Origin of the sequence: Salinispora pacifica DSM 45544 (assembly GCF_000378845.1) — a bacterium.
Taxonomy (GTDB): domain Bacteria; phylum Actinomycetota; class Actinomycetes; order Mycobacteriales; family Micromonosporaceae; genus Micromonospora; species Micromonospora pacifica.
In genome coordinates, this window is record NZ_KB905359.1 from 2,086,833 (window position 1) to 2,104,305 (window position 17,473).

General features: G+C 70.9%; 15 protein-coding genes and 1 pseudogene. 12 read left to right on the forward strand and 4 right to left on the reverse strand.

Annotated elements, in window-relative coordinates; all coding sequences use genetic code 11:
* Positions 1–97: 97 nt before the first annotated feature.
* Positions 98–406 (reverse strand): LuxR C-terminal-related transcriptional regulator, encoded by a 309-nt coding sequence (locus SALPAC3_RS0109340; protein WP_018220976.1) that lies wholly within the window; start codon positions 404–406, stop codon positions 98–100.
* A 23-nt stretch (positions 407–429) separates the two neighbouring features.
* Positions 430–663, reverse strand: a pseudogene (locus SALPAC3_RS0109345) (helix-turn-helix domain-containing protein); the annotation flags it as partial.
* A gap of 311 nt (positions 664–974) precedes the next feature.
* On the opposite strand from SALPAC3_RS0109345, the gene SALPAC3_RS0109350 reads away from it, so the two are divergent.
* Genes SALPAC3_RS0109350 through SALPAC3_RS0109405 form a run of 12 tightly spaced genes read left to right on the forward strand, consistent with a single transcriptional unit; the run spans position 975 to position 14,214 of the window.
* Entirely contained in the window at positions 975–2,144 is a 1,170-nt protein-coding gene (locus SALPAC3_RS0109350) for a cytochrome P450 (protein WP_018220978.1), read from the forward strand.
* Entirely contained in the window at positions 2,141–2,974 is an 834-nt protein-coding gene (locus tag SALPAC3_RS0109355; RefSeq protein ID WP_018220979.1) for an arylamine N-acetyltransferase family protein, read from the forward strand. Before SALPAC3_RS0109350 ends, SALPAC3_RS0109355 begins: the two co-directional genes overlap by 4 nt.
* Complete coding sequence (pabB, locus tag SALPAC3_RS0109360; protein WP_018220980.1) at positions 2,971–5,040, forward strand: aminodeoxychorismate synthase component I; 2,070 nt, start codon at positions 2,971–2,973, stop codon at positions 5,038–5,040. Before SALPAC3_RS0109355 ends, pabB begins: the two co-directional genes overlap by 4 nt.
* Positions 5,037–5,900 carry an aminotransferase class IV gene (locus SALPAC3_RS0109365; protein ID WP_232430487.1) on the forward strand — a complete coding sequence of 288 codons (864 nt, stop codon included), beginning with the start codon at positions 5,037–5,039 and terminating at the stop codon, positions 5,898–5,900. The genes pabB and SALPAC3_RS0109365 overlap by 4 nt, the downstream gene beginning before the upstream one ends.
* Complete coding sequence (locus tag SALPAC3_RS0109370) at positions 5,887–6,816, forward strand: diiron oxygenase (protein ID WP_018220982.1); 930 nt, start codon at positions 5,887–5,889, stop codon at positions 6,814–6,816. The genes SALPAC3_RS0109365 and SALPAC3_RS0109370 overlap by 14 nt, the downstream gene beginning before the upstream one ends.
* 9 nt (positions 6,817–6,825) lie before the next feature.
* Positions 6,826–7,998 (forward strand): 3-deoxy-7-phosphoheptulonate synthase, encoded by a 1,173-nt coding sequence (locus tag SALPAC3_RS0109375; protein WP_018220983.1) that lies wholly within the window; start codon positions 6,826–6,828, stop codon positions 7,996–7,998.
* Complete coding sequence (gene mvk, locus SALPAC3_RS0109380; protein WP_050563686.1) at positions 7,985–9,022, forward strand: mevalonate kinase; 1,038 nt, start codon at positions 7,985–7,987, stop codon at positions 9,020–9,022. Before SALPAC3_RS0109375 ends, mvk begins: the two co-directional genes overlap by 14 nt.
* On the forward strand, positions 9,015–9,986 hold the full coding sequence (gene mvaD / locus SALPAC3_RS0109385) for a diphosphomevalonate decarboxylase (RefSeq protein WP_018220985.1): 972 nt from the start codon (positions 9,015–9,017) through the stop codon (positions 9,984–9,986). The genes mvk and mvaD overlap by 8 nt, the downstream gene beginning before the upstream one ends.
* Positions 9,983–10,948 carry a phosphomevalonate kinase gene (locus SALPAC3_RS0109390; protein WP_026185385.1) on the forward strand — a complete coding sequence of 322 codons (966 nt, stop codon included), beginning with the start codon at positions 9,983–9,985 and terminating at the stop codon, positions 10,946–10,948. Before mvaD ends, SALPAC3_RS0109390 begins: the two co-directional genes overlap by 4 nt.
* The gene (gene fni, locus SALPAC3_RS0109395; protein WP_018220987.1) at positions 10,945–12,024 is read left to right on the forward strand and encodes a type 2 isopentenyl-diphosphate Delta-isomerase; all 1,080 of its coding nucleotides are present in this window, start codon (positions 10,945–10,947) and stop codon (positions 12,022–12,024) included. The genes SALPAC3_RS0109390 and fni overlap by 4 nt, the downstream gene beginning before the upstream one ends.
* On the forward strand, positions 12,024–13,079 hold the full coding sequence (locus SALPAC3_RS0109400; protein WP_018220988.1) for a hydroxymethylglutaryl-CoA reductase: 1,056 nt from the start codon (positions 12,024–12,026) through the stop codon (positions 13,077–13,079). The genes fni and SALPAC3_RS0109400 overlap by 1 nt, the downstream gene beginning before the upstream one ends.
* Complete coding sequence (locus tag SALPAC3_RS0109405) at positions 13,069–14,214, forward strand: hydroxymethylglutaryl-CoA synthase (RefSeq protein WP_018220989.1); 1,146 nt, start codon at positions 13,069–13,071, stop codon at positions 14,212–14,214. Before SALPAC3_RS0109400 ends, SALPAC3_RS0109405 begins: the two co-directional genes overlap by 11 nt.
* A 208-nt stretch (positions 14,215–14,422) precedes the next feature.
* On the opposite strand, the gene nhaA is transcribed toward SALPAC3_RS0109405, so the two are convergent.
* Complete coding sequence (nhaA, locus tag SALPAC3_RS0109410; RefSeq protein WP_018220990.1) at positions 14,423–15,724, reverse strand: Na+/H+ antiporter NhaA; 1,302 nt, start codon at positions 15,722–15,724, stop codon at positions 14,423–14,425.
* Between the two features lie 513 nt (positions 15,725–16,237).
* On the reverse strand, positions 16,238–17,254 hold the full coding sequence (locus tag SALPAC3_RS0109415; RefSeq protein ID WP_018220991.1) for a TerC family protein: 1,017 nt from the start codon (positions 17,252–17,254) through the stop codon (positions 16,238–16,240).
* Positions 17,255–17,473 lie beyond the last annotated feature (219 nt).

Below are 17,473 nucleotides of genomic sequence, written 5' to 3' on the forward strand. Positions count from 1 at the left end.
GGTCGGATGCCGACGACGTAACTTCATCGTGGTGGACCTTCTCCGACCATGTCAACGAACCTGATCGGCTTTAGGAAAAACCCCAGAGAAGCGTCAATCAACGGTTCCGGCGGGCCACTCGCGGTGGCCACGTATCCGTCCGCAGAATCTCGAGGACGAACGCTCTCGACACCAGCGCGACCCGATTCGGCGCCTGCAGCTTGTCGGACATGACGCGGACGTGATAGTCAATGGTCTTGGGACTGAGATACAGCGCCCGGGACAGCCGATCGCTGGAGAAACCGGCCGCCACGCCCTCCAGGATCTGCGCCTGCAGGGAACTCAGCCACCAGCAACAGCCGCGCCGGCGGGCGCAGCCCGGGTGATACTCGCACTCGCGCACGTGGTTCGGCCGATCCTCGGTCACTACCCTCACCCCACCCGATTCCGCCTGGTCGCCCGGACCTTCTCGGGCTCACAGATCAGCAGCTCGGCCGGGTTACAGTCGAGGACCGCGCAGATCACCTCCAGGTCATCCAGGCGGATCGTCGTCGGGGTGCCGGCCCACAGCCCCGACATCTTCCCGGCGCTGATCTCCAGCCCGGCCTCGGCCAGCAACCGGCGCATGTCGGCCGACTTCCAGATCCCCATCTCGGCCGCACGCAGCCGCAGGTTCCACCGCACCGGTTCAGCCCTCCGTCGATTCGGGACTTCGACCCCCTATCGCGAACCCTGGAGTTTGTTCATGAATCCTGAATTTCCGCGTCCCCATCACTGGCACCGGCACCGAGCCATTCTCCCCACGTCGTTCCGATCCACCCCAACCCGTGAGTAACCCTATCCCCATCCCGCCGGACCCGCGATATGTGATGACGTAAATAAATTGGTCGTTGACACCGTAGCCGGAGATCCCGCAGGATGAAACCGGCATAGGCAAGGGTGCCCTCGAAGACATCCCGAAAGTGCACCTTCTCACCACGTACGGGAGGTCGCCCGTGAACACTGTCGCCCAGTTGCCCTTCACACAGACGCACGTGCTGGACGTCGCGCCGGCGCTGCGCCTGCTCCAGTCGCGCGGGAAAGTGCATCGGGTTCGTACCCCCGAAGGGGTGCCGGCGTGGCTGGTCACCGGTCATGCGGAGGTCCAGCAGCTGCTCGACGACGACCGGCTGAGCCGGTCCGATCCGGGCGGCCGGGACGGCGGCACCGCGTTGCTCAACAAGCTGCTGGGCCCGCTGGCCGACGACCACCCCCGGCTGCGGAGCCTGCTGGAACCGCAGTTCACCCCCGAACGGCTGGAACCGTTGCGGGCGGTCGTCGAGAAGCTCACCGAGCAGCACCTGGACGAGCTGGCCACCCGGACCCCACCGGTCGACCTGCGCCCGACCCTGGCCATGTCGCTGCCGATCCTGGTGCTGTGCGAGTGGCTCGGCGTGCCGGCCGAGGACAAGGGCCGGTTCAGCGTCTGGACCCAGGACGCGGCCGGCGTCCAGGATCCGGAGCGGTCCCAGCGCGGCCTGGCCGAGTTGTTCGGCTACTGCCGGCAGCTGGTCGCGGCCAAGCGGCAGGACCCCGGCGACGACGTGATCTCCCGGCTGATCGCGACCGCGGGCATCGGCGACACGGAGGTCGTGGCGCTCACCGCGCTGCTGCTGTTCGGGGGGTACGAGACGACGGTGGCCCGGATCGGCACCGGCGTCCTGCTGCTGCTGACCAACCCGGACCAGTGGGCCGCCGTGCGCGCCGACCCGGCCCTCGTCCCAGCCACAGTGGACGAGCTGCTGCGCCGGTCGATGCCGAACCCGCACAACGGCGGGATGCCCCGGTTCGCGGTGACCGGCTTCGAGATCGACGGCGCCGCCATCCGGGCCGGTGATCTGGTGCTGCTGAACATCATCGCGGCCAACCATGACGAGACCGCCTTCCCCGACCCGGACCGGCTCGACATCACCCGCCCGACCGCGGGGAGTCTCGCCTTCGGGTACGGGCGGCACTCCTGTGTCGGCGCCCCGCTGGCCCGGATGGTGCTGCGGGTGGCGCTGTCCCGGCTCATCACCCGCTTCCCGGACCTGCGCCTGGCGGTCGGCGTTGACGAGCTGAAGCTACGCCACGAGACCCTGGTCGGCGGGCTGGTCGAGCTGCCGGTGACCTGGGGACCGCGATGACCGACACCCGCTGGCAGGGCGACGCCGTCGACCTCGATGCCTACCTGGCCCGGATCGGGCACCACGGCGACGTGGCGCCGGACCTCGCCACGTTGCGCCGCCTGCAGGCCGCGCACGTCGACGCGATCGCCTTCGACAACCTGGACGCGCTGCTCGGCCGGACCACCGTGCCGCTCGACCTGGACCGGGTCCAGGACAAGATCGTGCGGCAGGGTCGCGGCGGCTGGTGCCTGGAACAGGTCGTCCTGGCCGCGGCGGTGCTGGACCGCATCGGGTTCCGCGTCTCCGCGTTCGCGGCCCGGTCCCGCGTCCGCACCGGCAACCGGCACGGGCCCGCCGTGCACGTCGCCCTCCGCGTCGACCTGGCCGGCGACGGCTGGCTGTTCGACATCTCCTTCGGGGGGTACGGCCCGCACGAGCCGATCCGCCTGGCCGACGGGGCCCGGCTGGACGGCGACTGGTCGTTCGACCTGACCCGGGAACCGCACGGCGAGTACCGGCTGCGGTTCCTGCACCCGGAGGGGCCGGCCGAGCTGTACGGCTTCACCACCGACCCGCGTTACCCGGCCGACTTCGAGGTGCTCAACCACTGGTGCCTGACGCACCCGAAGTCCCCGTTCAACCGGCAGATCGTGCTGCAGCGCACCCGGCCCAAGGTGCGGCACCTGCTGATCGGCACCGCCCTCACCGAGCTGCGGCCCGGGCAACCGGCCACCGTCCGCGACCTCAGCCGCGACGACGCGCTCGCGGCGATCTGGGACGTCTTCGGAGTGTCCCTCGCGCCGAACGACCTCCGTGCCCTGCACCGCACCATGGCCGGTGTCGCATGACGCGCACCCTGCTGGTCGACAACCACGACTCGTACACCTACAACCTGTTCCAGCTGATCACCGGGATCAGCGGCACGGAACCGACCGTCGTCGTCAACGACGATCCGGCCCTGCCCCGTCTGCGGCCGGCCGACTTCGACAACATCGTCGTCTCGCCCGGACCGGGACGGCCGCAGAACCCTCGCGACGTCGGCTTCGCCAGTGACCTGTTGGGCCGCACCACGTTGCCCGTGCTCGGGGTCTGTCTCGGCCACCAGATGATCGGGTACCTGGCCGGCGCCACGGTCGCTGCCGCCCCCGAGCCCCGGCACGGCCACCTGGCCCGGATCTACCACGACGTGGACCCGCTGTTCGCCGGGGTACCCCGCGAGTTCACCGCGGTCCGGTACCACTCGCTGTGCGTCCGGGAGCCGCTGCCCGATGAGCTGATCGCGACGGCGTGGGCGGACGACGGCGTACTCATGGCATTGCGCCACCGCGACCGGCCGCAGTGGGGGGTGCAGTTCCACCCGGAGTCGGTCGCGTCGCGCTATGGCCGGGAAATCATCCGGAACTTCATCGAGCTGACCCCACGGCGCCGCCGTTTCTCGCGACCGCCCGCCCCCGCTGCGCCCATCTCCCCTGGTTCGCCGGCCGAACTCGGGATCGTCAGCACCGTGGTGCCGACCGCGGCCGACGCCGAGGCCGTCTTCCTCGACCTCTTCGGCGACAGCCCATACTCCTTCTGGCTGGACAGCAGCCGCGTGCAGGAGGGCCTGTCCCGGTTCTCGTTCCTCGGCGACACGTCCGGACCGCTCAGCGAGGTGCTGACCTACCGCGTCGGGGGCGGTGGCGTACACGTACGCGATGGCAGCGGCACCCGCACGGAGAGCGGCAGCGTGTTCGACGTCCTGGCCGAACGGCTGCGCCGGCGCCGGCTGCCCGCGGACGATCTGCCGTTCGATCTCACCGGCGGTTACGTCGGCTACTTCGGGTACGAGCTGAAGGCCGAGTGCGGCGCCACCGCCCGCCACACGGCCGAGACACCGGACGCGGTCTGGATGTTCGCCGACCGGGTCGTCGCGGTCGACCATCAGGAGGGGCTGACCTATCTGGTCGCCGTGCACGACGAGAAGGGCCGGCCGGAGGCGCAGGCGTGGCTGGACCGGACGGCGGCGCGGCTTCGCCCTTCGCGCTTCGCTGATACGGATATTTCCGGCTTCTCGGATGAGTTCGAAGATCATCTAACTCATGACCGGAGTCGATACCTGGCCGACATCGCGGAGTGCCGGCGCCAACTGGCCCTCGGCGAGAGCTACGAGATCTGCCTGACCAACCGACTGCACCTGCCCTTCCACGACGACGACACCGCCTTCTACCGCCGCCTCCGGCGGGCCAACCCGGCCCCGTACGCCGCCCTGCTGCGCCTCGGCGACCTGACCGTGTTCAGCTCCTCGCCGGAACGGTTCCTGCGCATCGAACGGGACCGCACCGTCACCAGCAAGCCGATCAAGGGCACCGCACCCCGCGACGCCGACCCGGTCCGCGACGCCCGCAACGCGGCCGGGCTGGCCGCCGGGGCCAAGACCCAGGCCGAGAACCTGATGATCGTCGACCTGCTGCGCAACGACCTCGGCCAGGTCTGCGAGACGGGCAGCATCCGGGTCGACCCGTACCTGGCGGTGGAGAGCTACCAGACCGTGCACCAGCTGGTCTCCACCGTGCACGGGCGGCTCCGCGACGGGGTGAGCGCGATCGACTGCGTCCGGCAGTGCTTCCCGGGCGGCTCGATGACCGGTGCCCCGAAGCTCCGCACGATGGAGATCATCGACCGGCTGGAGACCGAGGCCAGGGGCGTCTATTCGGGGGCGCTCGGCTACTTCGGGCTGTCCGGCGGCACCGACCTGAACATCGTCATCCGCACCGCGGTCCGGGTCGGCGACCGGCTGTCGATCGGCGCCGGCGGGGCGATCGTGCTGGGCTCCGACCCTGCCGAGGAGTACGACGAGATGCTGCTCAAGGCGGCAGCGTCCCTGCGGGCGTGGCGGGCGCCGGCAGTGTCGGACGTGGGCGGGGCACCGCGATGACCGTCACCGTCGAACCGGGAAGCCGCCGCTGGTGGGACGCCGACGGCGGCTGGACATCGGCGCCTGGGGCGGCGGCCGGGACGGTGCTGGTCGTCGACTCCTGGCTGGTGGAGGACGGACGAGTGCGAGGGCTCGACCGGCACGCCCGGCGATTCGGGGCGTCCTGCGCCCGGTTCGGCGTGCCCGTGGACGCGTTCATCCAGGCGGTGGCCTCGGAGTTGCCGACGACCGGCCGGTGGTTTCCGCGAGTTGAACTCGCCGAGATCGACACGCGGGCCGCCTCCCCCACCCTCGTGGCTGGGCGGCCATCATGGCACCCAGGTACGACAACGTCCGGGACCTATCCACAGACCCGGCTGCGACTGTGGCTGCGACCAGCACCACCCCGCACCGCCACCGTCCGCCTCTGGACCGCCCCGCACCCCGACCGCCGACGCCACCCCGCCGTCAAGGGCCCCGATCTCGACCACCTGGCCGCCCTCCGCGCCGCCGCCATCCAAGCCGGCGCCGACGAGGCCCTCCTCCTGGCCCGCTCCGGCCACGTCCTGGAGGGCTCCACCACAAGCATCGTCTGGTGGCGCGGCGAAACCCTCTGCACTTCTCCGGGCGCGCTGCCCGGAGTCACCCTTTCGCTGCTGACCGACCTGGCCACCGCAGCCGGCCACCCGGTGGTCCTCGAGTCCGCCACGCCGGCCGGCCTAAGCGCCTGTCCGGTTTGGACGCTGAATGCGCTGCACGGCATCCGCCCGGTCACCGAAGGGCTGGGCCGGTTCCAAAGAGCCGATGGATGGCAGTCCCGGCTGGAGGCGCTGGCTCTACCCGTACGACCGGGAGGAGCGCACCCTGATGTCCGAGCCTGACTATGAGCGTGACCTGCTGGTCCAGCTGACCCGCCGGTGGGGCCGCCGGGTGGCCGTCAAGAAGAACGAACTCGACCTGGACGGGCACTTCGACGTGACCCGGCCGGACTTCCCCGAGCATCTGGTCCCGGTGCTGAACCTGCCCGGCGCCGAGCGGCTCGACCGGGACGCCCGGGAGCGGATCCTGTCGGCCGCCTGGATCGCCTACAACGCCAAGACGGCGGCGATCGAGGACGAGATCATCCTGCCCGCCTGCCGGCTGATGCTGCTCGACCGGATCCCGGTGCGCCGGGACGACGTCGCGGTCGAGGCGTTGCACCAGACCATCATCGACGAGCACTACCACATCCTGATGTGCCACAACGCGGTCGGCGTGACCCGGCGGCGGCGGGATCTGGGCGACGTCCGGTTCGCGCCGGACGTCTGGTCGGTGGTGCGGGGGCGGGCGGCGACCCGGTCCGGGCTGTCCGGAATCGATCGGGACATCGTCGACATCGCCTTCTCGCTGGCCGCCGAGACGACGATCAGCGGGTTCTTGTCAGCATTGTCCACCGCGGCCGACATCCAGCCGATGAACCGGATCACCACCGATCTGCACCGGCGGGACGAGAGCGGGCACGCGGTGGTGTTCCGCGAGTTGTGCGGTTCGCTCTACCGGAGCCTGGACGACGGGCAGCAGCGGATGTTCCGGGAGGCGCTGGTCCACGGGCTGGCCGCGTTCCGGTCGGCCGACCTGGACCCGTGGGTGACGGTGGCGGCCCAGGGCGGCTTCGCGGTCGGCGTCGACCAGCTGCGCGAGTGGGCGGCGTCCCGGCCGGTCCCGCCGCGGGACACCGGGCCGTTGCAGCTTCTCCTCGACGATCTGGGCATCAGCCGGGATCTGGCCGAGTCGCTCCGGGTGCACCCGGCGGGCTGAGAGGATCCGATGACAGAGCCAGCGGCATCGTGGCGCACCCGCATCGCCCATCAGCGTCCACAGTGGCCGAAGCGGGAGCTCGGGGTGGTCGTCGACCGGCTCGCGACCGCGCCGGCCCTGGTCGCGCCGCGCGAATGCGACGCGCTCACCGAGCGGTTGGCCGGGGTGGCCGAGGGCCGGGCGTTCCTGGTGCAGGGTGGCGACTGCGCCGAGCGCCTCGGCGAGATCCCGGCGGTGCGCGGCAAGCTGCGACTGCTCCGCGAGATGGCCCGGATCATCGCGTACGCCGTGCGGGTCCCGGTCGTCCCGGTGGGCCGGATGGCGGGTCAGTACGCCAAGCCCCGCTCCCGGCCGACCGAGACGGTGGCCGGCCGCACCCTGCCGGCGTACCGGGGCGACGCGGTCAACGGCACCGGTTGCGGCCCGGGCGACCGCCGGCCGGACCCGGCCCGCCTGCACCGGATCTACGAGGCGTCCCGGGCGACCCGCGGTGTCATGCGGACGTACGCCCCGGAGGTCTACGCCAGCCACGAGGGCCTGCTGCTCGACTATGAGGAGGCGCTGACCCGCACCGACGAGCAGGGCCGGCGGTACGCGAGCAGCGGGCACCTACTGTGGATCGGCGACCGGACCCGGCAGCTCGACGGCGCGCACGTGGCCTGGTTCGCCACCGTGGCCAACCCGATCGCGGTGAAGCTGGGCCCGGCCACGACCCCGGAGCAGGCGCTGGCCCTGATCGACCGGCTGGACCCGGACCGGCGACCGGGGCGGCTCACCTTCGTCGTCCGGTTGGGGGCGCGCCGCGTCCGCGATCTACTGCCGGAGCTGGTGGCGAAGGTAACCGCTTCGGGCGCCCCGGTGTCGTGGGTTTGCGATCCGATGCACGGCAACACGTTCGCGGCACCGACCGGGCACAAGACCCGGCGCTTGGCCGACATCATGGCCGAGACGGCCGCCTTCGTCGAGGTGCACCGCGCGCTGGGCACCCAGGTCGGCGGGCTGCACGTGGAGATGACCGGCGAGAACGTGACCGAGTGCGTCGGCGGCGGAGTGGGTTTCGCCGACCTGCCCCGCCGCTACGAGTCGGCCTGCGACCCGCGCCTCAACCGGGGCCAGGCGCTCGAGCTGGCCGCCGCCCTGGCCGACCTGCTCAAGCAAGGGGTACGCGATGCGACCGACTGACCTACGCCCCCGACCTGGCCGCGGGGTGTCCGCGGACGCGCCCGGGGTCGGCCACGCGCACGGCAAGGCGATCCTGCTCGGCGAGCACGCCGTGGTGTACGGCGCCCCGGCACTGGTCCTCCCGCTCCCCCGGCTGACCGTCACGGCGACCGCGACCCGGTTCCCCGGCACGAATTCCGGCCCCGACCGGATCACGGTGGCCGTCGGTGAACCCGGCCGGGCGGTGGTGACCCCGGTGGCTGTCGGCGGGCCGGGCCGGGCGGCGGTGACCCCGGTGGCCACGGACGGCCTGCGGCACCTGGTGACCGAGTTCAAGAAGCTGGCCGGGCGGACCGGCGGGCTGTGCGCCGACATCGTCATCGAGTCGGCGGTCCCGCCCTCCCGCGGGCTCGGGTCCAGCGCCGCCTGCGGGCGGGCAGCCGCCCTGGCGCTGGTCGAAGCGTACGGCCATCGGCTCGACCCGGGCCAGGTGTACGACCTGGTGCAGTCGTCGGAGCGGGTGGCGCACGGCCGGGCGAGCGGCATCGACGCCGTCGCCACCGGCGCGGCGTCGCTCCTGGTGTTCCGGTCCGGCACCGCCGGCGAACTCCCCCACGGCCATCCGCGAGCCACCTTCGTGATCGGGGACAGCGGCGCCCCGGGCAACACCAAGGAGGCGGTCGCCCTGGTGGCCCGCCGCCCGAGCAGGTGTGACGCCTTTGTGGACCAAGTGGCCGCGCTGACGACCAGAGCCCTGGGCGACCTCGACCGCGGCGACCTGCCCGGGTTCGGCGGCCGGCTGACCGAGAATCACCGGCTGCTGCATGAACTCGGGGTCAGCACCCCTCGAATCGACAGTTTGGTGCAAGCAGCGCTGAACTCCGGCGCCCTGGGCGCCAAACTCACCGGCGGTGGCCTCGGCGGCTGCATGCTCGCAATGACCGATGAACCAACGGCAGCCGAGCAGGTGGCGGCCGCCCTACGCGCGGCCGGCGCCGAACGCACCTGGATCGTCCGGATGCCGGGGACGGCGAGCCATGACTGAGACGGCGACCGCGATCGCGCACCCGAACATCGCCCTCATCAAGTACTGGGGCAAGGCCGACGAGCGGCTGATGATCCCGGCGGTGGACAGCCTGTCGATGACCCTGGACGTCTTCCCGACCACGACCACCGTCCGGCTCACCCCGGGCGCGGGCACCGACACGGTGCTGCTCGACGGCCGCCCGGCCGACGGTGAGACGACCAAGCGGGTGGCGACCTTTCTGGACCTGCTGCGGGAACGCTCCAACCGGCCGGCCCCGGCGGTGGTCGACACCCGCAACACCGTCCCCACCGGGGCCGGACTGGCCTCCTCGGCGAGCGGGTTCGCCGCGCTGGCCGTCGCCGGGGCGGCCGCCTTCGGCCTCGACCTCGACCGCACCGAGCTGTCCCGGCTGGCCCGGCGCGGTTCGGTGTCGGCCGCCCGGTCGGTCATCGCCGGCTGGGCGATCTGCCATCGAGGCACGGGTGCCTTCGCCGAGCCGCTCCCGGTGAGCGGGATCGACCCGGCGATGGTCATCGTGGTGCTGAACGCCGGGGCCAAGGCCATCTCCAGCCGGGGCGCCATGCGCCGGACCACCGAGACATCACCGCTCTATCAGGCGTGGGCCGAATCCAGCCGGGTCGACCTGGCCGAGATGCGGGCCGCCCTGGACTCCGGCGACCTCGACCGGGTGGGTGAGATCGCCGAACGCAACGCCCTCGGGATGCACGCCACGATGCTGGCCGCCCGGCCGGCCGTGCGCTATCTCGCGCCAGCCACCCTGACCGTGCTCGACCGGGTGCTGCAGCTGCGCGGGGCGGGTGTCCCGGCGTACGCCACGATGGACGCCGGCCCGAACGTGAAAGTCCTCTGCCGCAGCGCGGACGCCCAAACAGTCGCCGAAGCGTTGCGCGCCACGGCTCCCGGGTGCCCGATCGTCACCGCCCGCTGCGGACCGGCAGCACGACTGGCGGCGGAGCGATGATCCGGCGGAGCGCGCCCGGCAAGCTGTTCATCGCCGGCGAGTACGCGGTGATGGAGCCGGGCCACCCGGCCATCCTGATCGCGGTCGACCGGCGGGTCACCGTCACCGTGTCGGAGTCCCGTGGCGAGACTCCCGGCTCGCCCCACGTGGAGTCGGCGGTCGCCGTGGCCCGCGAGTTGCTGGCCGCCCGAGGCGCCGAGGTGCCGCCGTTCCAGGTGACCGTGGAGAGCGACCTGCACCACCACGGGACCAAGCTGGGGCTGGGATCCAGCGGAGCGGTGACCGTGGCCACGGTGGCCGCCGCGGCCGCGTACGCCGGGATCGAGCTGACCCGATCGGAACTGTTCCGGCTGGCCCTGCTGGCGACGGCCCGGATCGACGCCCGCGCTTCCGGTGGTGACCTCGCGGCGAGCATCTGGGGTGGCTGGATCGCCTACCGGGCACCGGATCGCACAGCCGTCCTCGCGCTGGCCGAGCATCAGGGCGTCGAGGCGATGCTGCGTGCCCCATGGCCGGACCATGCCGTGCGCCCGCTGCCGCCGCCGCGCGGACTCACCCTGGCCGTCGGCTGGACCAGCGAACCGGCCGGCACCCCGGCGTTGACCGGCAGGCCAAGAGACTTTCTCGCCCGCAGCGACGACTGTGTGCGGGCCGCCATCCGCGCCCTCGATCGGGGGTCGGACGGCGACGTGATGGAGCAGATCCGCGCAGCCCGGCTGGTGCTCGCCGAACTGGACGAACACGCCCGGCTGGGCATCTTCACCGATCGCCTGACCGCGCTGTGCGAGATCGCCGAAACCGTCGGCGCCGCGGCCAAGCCGTCCGGCGCCGGTGGCGGCGACTGCGGGATCGCCCTGCTGGACGCCGCCGCGCCACGGGAGCAGTTGTACGCCGGGTGGACCGCCGCCGGGGTACAGCCCCTGCCGATCCGAGTCGAGCCGACGAACGGGAGCGCGCCATGATCGCCGAACGCAAGGACGACCACGTCCGGTTCGCCCACGAGCAGCAACGCCGGCCCGCCGGCGCCAACGAGTTCGACGACGTGACGTTCATCCATCACGCGCTGGCCGGCATCGACCGGGCCGAGGTGTCGCTGGCCACCCGGTTCGGCGGCATCGAGTGGCCGGTTCCGTTGTACATCAACGCGATGACCGGCGGCAGCGAGATGACCGGCCGGATCAACCGGGACCTGGCGACCGCGGCCCGGGAGACCGGGGTGCCGATCGCCTCCGGGTCGATGAGCGCCTACTTCGCCGATGCGGCCACGGCGGACACCTTCCGGGTGATGCGGCGCCAGAACCCGGACGGCTTCATCATGGCCAACGTCAACGCCAACGCCACTGTGGACAAAGCGCGCCGTGCGATCGACCTGCTACAGGCGAACGCCCTACAGATCCACGTCAACTGCGTGCAGGAAACCGTGATGCCCGAGGGCGACCGGTCGTTCGGCGCGTGGGCGACCGCGATCGAGAAGATCGCCGCCGGGGTCGACGTCCCGGTGATCGTCAAGGAGGTCGGCTTCGGGCTCAGCCGGGAAACCCTGCTCCGGCTCGGTGATCTGGGCGTACGTGTGGCCGACGTCGCCGGCCGGGGCGGCACCGACTTCGCCCGGATCGAGAACGACCGGCGCGACCGGGCCGACTACTCGTACCTGCTCGGCTGGGGCCAGTCCACCCCGGCCTGCCTACTCGACGCCCGGGACGCCGGCCTGCCCGTGCTGGCCTCGGGCGGCGTCCGCAACCCGCTCGACGTGCTGCGCGCACTGGCCCTGGGCGCCGCCGCGGCCGGTGCGTCCGGGCTGTTCCTGCGGACCGTCCTGGAGCACGGGGTGCCCGGCCTGGTCGCACTGATCGCCACCTGGCTCGACCAGCTGGCCGCCCTGATGACCGTCCTCGGCGCGCGGACACCGGCCGACCTGGCCCGCTGCGACGTGCTGATCGGCGGGAGTCTGGCCACGTTCTGCGCCCGGCGCGACATCTCCCTGACCCGGTTCGGCACCCGGTCCGGGGTCACTGCGGACAGCGAAGGAGACATGTGATGACACTCGTCGCCGGGGTACCGATGAACTGGGTCGGGCCGATGCGGATCACGGGCAACGTGGCCGAGATCGAGACCGAGGTCCCGCTGGCCACCTACGAGACACCGCTCTGGCCCTCGGTCCGGCGCGGCGCCCGCATCTCCATGACGGTTCCGCGCGGCGTCGTCGCCACCTTGGTCGACGAGCGGATGACCCGCTCGGTGCTGGTCCGGGCCGACGACGCGCACACCGCGCACCAGGCCGTGCGGCAGGTCGACGCGCGCCTGGACGAGCTGCGCGAGGTGGTCCGCAAGTGCGGCCGGTTCGTCGAGCTGCTCGGCTTCCACCACGAGATCACCGCCAACCTCCTGTTCCTGCGGTTCGACTTCCGCACCGGCGACGCCTCCGGGCACAACATGGCCACGCTGGCCGCCGACGCGCTGCTCACCCACCTGCTGGCCACCGTCCCGGGCATCGCCTACGGCTCGATCTCGGCCAACTACTGCACCGACAAGAAGGCCACCGCGGTCAACGGCATCCTGGGCCGGGGCAAGAACGTGGTCACCGAGCTCGTCGTCCCCCGGGACACCGTGCGGGCCCGGCTGCACACCACGGCGGCCGCGATCGCCGAGCTGAACGTCCGCAAGAACCTGATCGGCACCCTGCTGGCCGGTGGCATCCGGTCGGCCAACGCCCACTACGCCAACATGCTGCTCGGTTTCTATCTGGCCACCGGGCAGGACGCGGCCAACATCGTCGAGGGATCGCAGGGCGTCACCGTGGCCGAGGACCGCGACGGCGACCTCTACTTCTCCTGCACCGTCCCGAACCTGATCGTCGGCACCGTCGGCAACGGCAAGGACCTCGGCTTCGTCGACGACAACCTGACCCGGCTCGGCTGCCGCGCCGACCGGGCACCCGGCGAGAACGCCCGCCGCCTCGCCGTCATCTGCGCCGCCACGGTGCTCTGCGGCGAGCTGTCGCTGCTGGCCGCGCAGACCAACCCGGGCGAGCTGATGCGGGCCCACGTCCGCCTGGAGCGCCCCGCCACGATCGGAGCTGACGATGTCCGGTGAACTCGCGGTCGGAATCCACGACCTCGCCTTCGCGACGACCGAATACGTCCTGACCCACGCGACCCTCGCCGCCCGCACCGGCGCCGACGTGGCCAAGTACCACCAGGGCATCGGGCAGACCGCGATTAGCGTGCCCGCCGCCGACGAGGACGTGGTCACCATGGCCGCCACCGCCGCCGCCACGATCGTCGCCCGGCACGGCAGCGACCGGATCCGGACCGTCGTCTTCGCCACCGAGACCGGCATCGACCAGGCCAAGGCGGCCGGCATCTATGTCCATTCGCTGCTCGGCCTGCCCTCGGCGGCCCGGGTCGTCGAGCTCAAACAGGCCTGCTATGCCGGGACCGCGGCCCTGCAGTTCGCCATCGGCCTGGTCCACCGGGACCCGGCCCAGCAGGTCCTGGTGATCGCCGCCGACACCTCCCGGTACGAGCTGGGCAGTCCCGGCGAGTCCACCCAGGGCGCGGCCGCGGTGGCCATGCTGGTCGGCGCCGGCCCGGCCCTGGTCCGCATCGAGGACCCGGCCGGTCTGCAGACCGCCGACATCATGGACTTCTGGCGGCCCAACTACCGCAACACGGCCCTGGTCGACGGGCAGGAGTCCATCGCGGCGTACCTCCAGGCGGTGCAGGGCGCATGGAAGGACTACGCCGAGCAGGGCGGCCGGGCGCTGACCGAGTTCCGGGCGTTCTGCTATCACCAGCCGTTCACCAAGATGGCGTACAAGGCGCACCGGCACCTGCTGCGGCACTGCGGGCTGGACGCCGAGGCGGCCGACGTGGACCGGGCCGTCCAGCCGACCACCGCGTACAACTCGGTGATCGGCAACAGCTACACCGCTTCGATATACCTGGGCCTGGCTGCCCTGCTGGACAGCGCGGTCGACCTGACCGGCCGGGCGGTCGGCTTCCTCAGCTACGGCTCGGGCAGCGTCGCCGAGTTCTTCGCCGGCGAGGTCGTCCCGGGCTACCGCACCCACCTACGCACCGTCCAGCACCGGGCGGCGATCGACCGGCGCCAGGACATCGACTACGCCCGGTATCGCGATCTCCACCAGCTGACGTTCCCGGCCGACGGCGGCGATCACCTCCGGCCGCGCGAGACCAGCGGGCACAAGCGCCTCTATGAGTCGTGATCCCGAGACACGCGGAGCCCTCTGCGGCAACCTTGGGGAAGACAGGTTGACCTGCTGAAACTCTGACCCGTGAGGGCGTTCAAGGAGATCCACCCCGTGACATCGCACGATCTGGTACCCGTTGTTCTTGTCTGTCATGACGTGGTCCTTCCTGCACAGGATCGACGTCCTGTCCAGGAAGGACCACACCCAGGTCAAACACGGAAATCTACGCAGTCCCTGCCGTCTCCCCGGCTCGGGTCTGCTCGGGGTCGCGGGTTATGGCGTCGGTGCTGTGTCGGTGGGCAGGCTGGGACAGACGCAGGATGACGGCGGCGAGGACGGCGGCAAGCAGAGATCCGGTGAGAATGGCGATCTTCACATGGTCATGGCGTCCGGTGCCATCGACGAAGGAGAGCTCACCGATGAGCAGGGAGACGGTGAAGCCGATTCCGGCGAGCATGGACAGTCCGGTGATGTGGGTCCAGGTCAGATTGGTGCCGAGACCTGTCCGGGTGAGGCGGGTGACGAGCCAGGTGACCGCGATGACGCCGAGGGGCTTGCCGATGACGAGCCCGGCGATGACGCCGATGGCGACCGGATCGGTGAGGGCGGACACCAGTCCGCCCAGGCCGCCTATGGCAACCCCGGCGGACATCAACGCGAAGACAGGTACGGCCAGGCCAGCGGAGACCGGTTTGACGGTGTGCTCGAAGCGTTCGATCAGGCTGGTGGGCACGGCGGTGTGCTCGTGCTGGGCCTGCGGGCGGGCGGGCACGGTGAGGGCGAGCAAAACTCCGGCGACGGTGGCGTGGACACCGGAGGCATGCACGAGCGCCCAGGCGGTAAGAGCCAGCGGCAGAAGCAGCCAGGCGGAGGTCACCCGGCGTCGTAACAAGATCGCGAAGGCAACCAGCGGTAGGGCGCTGGCCAACAGCGGCGTGATCGACAGGGTGGCGGTGTAGAAGACAGCGATGATCATGATGGCGATCAGGTCGTCCACCACGGCCAGGGTGAGCAGGAAGACCCGGACGGCGGGTGGCAGGTGCCGGCCAATGACGGCGAGTACCGCCAAGGCGAAGGCGATGTCGGTGGCGGCGGGGATGGCCCAGCCGCGTAGGGCGTCGGCTCCGGCGGCGGCGGTGATCAGCACGTACACGGCTGCGGGTGCCAGGACACCGCCGACGGCGGCGGCGATGGGCACCGCGGCGCGGCGTGGCTGCCGGAGTTCACCAGTCACGAACTCGCGTTTGAGTTCCAGCCCGGCAACGAAGAAGAAGATGGCCAGCAGGCCGTCCTTGGCCCATGCCGCCAGCGACAGATCCAGGTGCAGCCAGGTCGGACCGACAGTGAACGAGCGCATGGCGTCGTAGCCGGGGGATCCGGGCGAGTTCGCCCAGATGAGCGCGATGACGGCTCCGGCGAGCAGGAGCGCGCCGCCGGTCGTCTCCGCGCGCAGGACATCGGCGATGCGGCCGGCCTGGCGTCGTACGACGGATCCGGGTGGGAGATCTCGTCGGGTGGCGTCCATCGGTCCTCCTGTCTGGTGGGTACGGGGCAGCGCCTCACGAGGGACGTGTCACGGCGAGGCTGAGCAGCTTTGTACGGCTCGGCCTCGCCGCCGGGTCGCTGCCCACCTCACTCGCGAGGGCCGGGCGTGGCGGTTGCTTGTCCGTTCCGGACGGCGAGGGCGACGCCGTGATGGTGGTCGAGGGCACCGAAGGTGGTGGGCGATCCAGCCGCCGCGGATCAGCCCGAGTTCGATGCGCGCGTCGACGGTGGTGCGGACTCCCGGCTGCCGCGGGTAGCGGCTTGGGCGACTGCGCCGGTGTCCACGCCCCGTACCGCGGCGCCAGCGCGTCACCGCGACAACGGTCCGCCAGGCGTAGGTCGACACCGACGACGGTGGCGCGCCGGACCGGAAGGCCGTCGGCCGGGCAGGCAGCCCACGGCCCGCTGCGCGGCGGCATGCGTCGAATAGTTCCCGACATCGGTGGTCGCAGTGGGTGGGCAGCTCGGCGGAGAAAAAGCGGGGTAGTCGTCATCACCGTGCCCCTCGTCGCGGTGTCGGCAACTGTTCGAGGTGATCAGTGCGCGAATCCGGGGCGGAGTCGGTCGGCTCGCCGGCATCGATGGCGTCCGTGGTGGTGCCGCGGGTGCTGTGCAGGCTCCATACGATCGACACCGTGAGCGTGGCGACGATGACGCCGAGGGTGACCGGAATCGGGAGTTTACCGACCGGGGTCTCCGACAGGATCAGCTTGACGCCGGCGAAGGTGAGCAGGACTGCGAGTCCGTAGTGCAGGTGCACGAAGCGGCGCAGCAGCCCGGCGAGGCAGAAGTAGAGGCTGCGCAGGCCGAGGATCGCGAACGCGTTGGCGGTCCAGACGATGAAGGTGCTGGTGGTGATGGCCAAGATCGTCGCCACAGAGTCCATGGCGAAGATCAGGTCGGTGGCCTCGACCGCGATGAGCACCACGAACAACAGGGTGGCCACCCGCTTGCCGTTGATTCGGGTGAAGAACTTGTCGCCGTGATATGCCGGGTCGGTCGGGATCACCTTGCGTACCAGACGTACGACCGGGTTGCGGTCCGGCGGGGTCTGCCCGCCGTGGCGGAATGCCATCTGGTAGCCGGTATAGATGAGGAACACACCGAACACGTAGGCGGTCCAGAAGAACGAATCCAGCAGTTCCGCGCCGACGATGATGAACACCAGCCGAAACACCAGGGCGCCGATGACTCCCCAGAACAGCACCTTGTGCTGGAAGGCGGCGGGGACGGTGAAGTAGGTGAAGATCAGCGCGAAGATGAACACGTTGTCGATCGACAGCGCCTTCTCGATCAGGTATCCGGCGTAGTAGGTGCCGGCTACCTCGCCACCCTGCCACAGCCACAGGATCACGCCGAACAGCAGACCGGCGACGATCCAGATACCAGACCAGATCGCGGCCTCGCGGAACCCGATGACGTGGTTGTCGCGATGCAGGAACAGGTCGACTGCCAGCATCGCGGCAACCGCGAGCATGAGTACGGCCCAGACCCACCAGGACACGGACATGCTAGGGGAGACCTTTCGTCCTGGCCGGACCCACACAAGAGGCCGGCCGGTGCTGGACGAAGGTCTCCCCAAGCCACTGAACCAGTGGCTGCACCACCGGAACCCGGGTAGGCCGGACTCGTACTGACGGCGGTGCGCGGAACGTCGGGTACTCCCCTTCGAACTACGACGAATTATTCGCGAAGCATGCTTCGCCTGTCAAGACCAGGGAGAAGATTT